The organism is Leuconostoc fallax, from assembly GCF_004354645.1.
Taxonomy (GTDB): domain Bacteria; phylum Bacillota; class Bacilli; order Lactobacillales; family Lactobacillaceae; genus Leuconostoc_B; species Leuconostoc_B fallax.
On sequence record NZ_PUFI01000010.1, the window covers coordinates 2,501 to 5,666 of the forward strand.

General features: G+C 47.2%; 1 tRNA gene and 2 rRNA genes (1 of these 3 only partly in view). All 3 read right to left on the bottom strand.

From position 1 onward, the window contains the following. Positions 1-801: ribosomal RNA gene (locus C5L23_RS03780) — 23S ribosomal RNA — on the bottom strand (it extends 2,108 nt beyond the left edge of the window). 201 nt (positions 802-1,002) lie between these two features. Beyond that, positions 1,003-1,075: transfer RNA gene (locus C5L23_RS03785), tRNA-Ala, on the bottom strand. A 112-nt stretch (positions 1,076-1,187) separates the two neighbouring features. Beyond that, positions 1,188-2,754: ribosomal RNA gene (locus C5L23_RS03790) — 16S ribosomal RNA — on the bottom strand. Together the 16S and 23S rRNA genes with 1 tRNA gene alongside form the textbook arrangement of a ribosomal RNA operon. Between the last annotated feature and the right edge of the window lie 412 nt (positions 2,755-3,166).

The window sequence follows — 3,166 nt, forward strand, 5'->3', positions numbered from 1 at the left end:
ATCCGAGCATTTTTTAACATGCACCGGTTCGGACCTCCAGTAAGTTTTACCTCACCTTCATCCTGACCATGGGTAGGTCACCTGGTTTCGGGTCTACAGCATCGTACTATTCGCGCTATTCACACTCGCTTTCGCTGCGGCTCCGGTCTTTCCACCTTAACCTCGCACGATACCGTAACTCGCCGGTTCATTCTACAAAAGGCACGCCATCACTCATTAACGAGCTCTGACTTCTTGTAGGCGTCATGGTTTCAGGAACTATTTCACTCCCCTTCCGGGGTGCTTTTCACCTTTCCCTCACGGTACTGGTTCACTATCGGTCACTAGGGAGTATTTAGCCTTGGGAGATGGTCCTCCCGGATTCCGACCGGATTTCACGTGTCCGGCCGTACTCAGGATCCTGTCTAGAGGTAATCATATTTCGGTTACGGGATTATCACCCTCTTTGATCAAGCTTCCCAACTTGTTCACCTATATCATTACTTGGTAACTCAACGACAGTCCTACAACCCCAACATGCAAGCATGCTGGTTTGGGCTCTTCCCACTTCGCTCGCCGCTACTATGGGAATCGATTTTTCTTTCTGCTCCTGCTGCTAATGAGATGTTTCAGTTCACAGCGTATTCCTCTAATACACTATGTATTCATGTATTAGTAACATCCTAAGATGTTAGGTTTCCCCATTCGGAAATCTCCGGATCATAGCGTACTTACCGCTCCCCGAAGCTTATCGTAGTTAGTCACGTCCTTCATCGGCTCCTAGTGCCAAGGCATCCACCATGCGCCCTTATTAACTTAACCGGATAACACCTCACAGTGCTATCGATCAGTTTATGAGTTGGTTGCTTTAACACAACCTGCGATTAAACCGTTCTTTATTAAAGAACTTGATGTTGTTTCTCGGTTCAATTTTTTTGATATCTTTCGATATCTTTCAAAAAAAGAATTTGTTACTATTCAGTTTTCAATGTTCATCACGCCAACATCTTACGACATCGGCTATGGAGAATAGCGGGATCGAACCGCTGACCCCCTGCTTGCAAAGCAGGTGCTCTCCCAGCTGAGCTAATTCCCCATAGGCATTCTTGACTATGATACCTATTTAAAAGTACCACACTCAAAACTAAACAAAACTTTTGATTACAAATTTGACATTTAAGTCAGCGTCGGTTTCCGTTTATCCTTAGAAAGGAGGTGATCCAGCCGCAGGTTCTCCTACGGCTACCTTGTTACGACTTCACCCTAATCATCTGTCCCACCTTAGACGGCTACCTCCCGAAGGTTAGCCCACCGGCTTTGGGTGTTACAAACTCTCATGGTGTGACGGGCGGTGTGTACAAGACCCGGGAACGTATTCACCGCGGCATGCTGATCCGCGATTACTAGCGATTCCGACTTCATGTAGTCGAGTTGCAGACTACAATCCGAACTGAGACGTACTTTAAGAGATTAGCTTACCGTCGCCGGTTCGCAACTCGTTGTATACGCCATTGTAGCACGTGTGTAGCCCAGGTCATAAGGGGCATGATGATCTGACGTCATCCCCGCCTTCCTCCGGTTTGTCACCGGCAGTCTGTCTAGAGTGCCCAACTAAATGCTGGCAACTAAACATAAGGGTTGCGCTCGTTGCGGGACTTAACCCAACATCTCACGACACGAGCTGACGACGACCATGCACCACCTGTCACTTTGTCTCCGAAGAGAACAATATTATCTCTAACATCTTCAAAGGATGTCAAGACCTGGTAAGGTTCTTCGCGTTGCTTCGAATTAAACCACATGCTCCACCGCTTGTGCGGGTCCCCGTCAATTCCTTTGAGTTTCAACCTTGCGGTCGTACTCCCCAGGCGGAGTGCTTAATGCGTTAGCTCCGGCACTAAGAGGCGGAAACCTCCTAACACCTAGCACTCATCGTTTACGGTGTGGACTACCAGGGTATCTAATCCTGTTTGCTACCCACACTTTCGAGCCTCAACGTCAGTTACAGTCCAGCAAGCCGCCTTCGCCACTGGTGTTCTTCCATATATCTACGCATTCCACCGCTACACATGGAGTTCCACTTGCCTCTACTGCACTCAAGTTCGCCAGTTTCCAAAGCCATTCCACAGTTGAGCTGTGGGCTTTCACTTCAGACTTAACGAACCGTCTGCGCTCGCTTTACGCCCAATAAATCCGGATAACGCTCGGGACATACGTATTACCGCGGCTGCTGGCACGTATTTAGCCGTCCCTTTCTGGTATGGTACCGTCACATTAACATCATTTCCTACATTAACTATTCTTCCCATACAACAGTGCTTTACGACCCGAAAGCCTTCATCACACACGCGGCGTTGCTCCATCAGGCTTGCGCCCATTGTGGAAGATTCCCTACTGCAGCCTCCCGTAGGAGTTTGGGCCGTGTCTCAGTCCCAATGTGGCCGATCAGTCTCTCAACTCGGCTATGCATCATCGTCTTGGTAAGCCTTTACCTCACCAACTAACTAATGCACCGCGGATCCATCTCTAAGTGAGGCCGAAGCCCCTTTTAAACACACTTCATGCGAAATGCGTTGTTATACGGTATTAGCATCTGTTTCCAAATGTTATCCCCTGCTTAGAGGCAGGTTGTCCACGTGTTACTCACCCGTTCGCCACTCTAGCCATATGCTTTACGTCTCACCGAAGTGATCAGGTCCGCGACTAGCGTTCGACTTGCATGTATTAGGCACGCCGCCAGCGTTCATCCTGAGCCAGGATCAAACTCTCATTTTAAAAGTTTGAAGATTGCTCTTCAATGTTAACTGACTTGCTATATTGCTATAGCGTATCCGTTTATTGTTTGTTACGAATTGACTTCGCAAATTGTTTCTTTACACTATTTCGTAAAATAGTGACCCGACACATTTGTTTATCAAAGTTTTGTTCAGTTTTCAATGTGCTACCTGACATCTTGCGATGTCGTTGTTTCCTTACGAAACAACTTTTATATCTTACCATCTAATCAAACGCTTGTCAACACCTTTTTGAAATGTTTTTGCATTTCTTGGTGCGCCCTAGTCGCTCAATCCGTTGGCCTGCTTGACGTTTCCGCCAAACAACATATATTACTATACCAACCCTGTGCGCTACCGTCAACACCTTTTTTCCCTTTTTTCGCCCTTTTTACCCCCTTTTCTTTTTTACT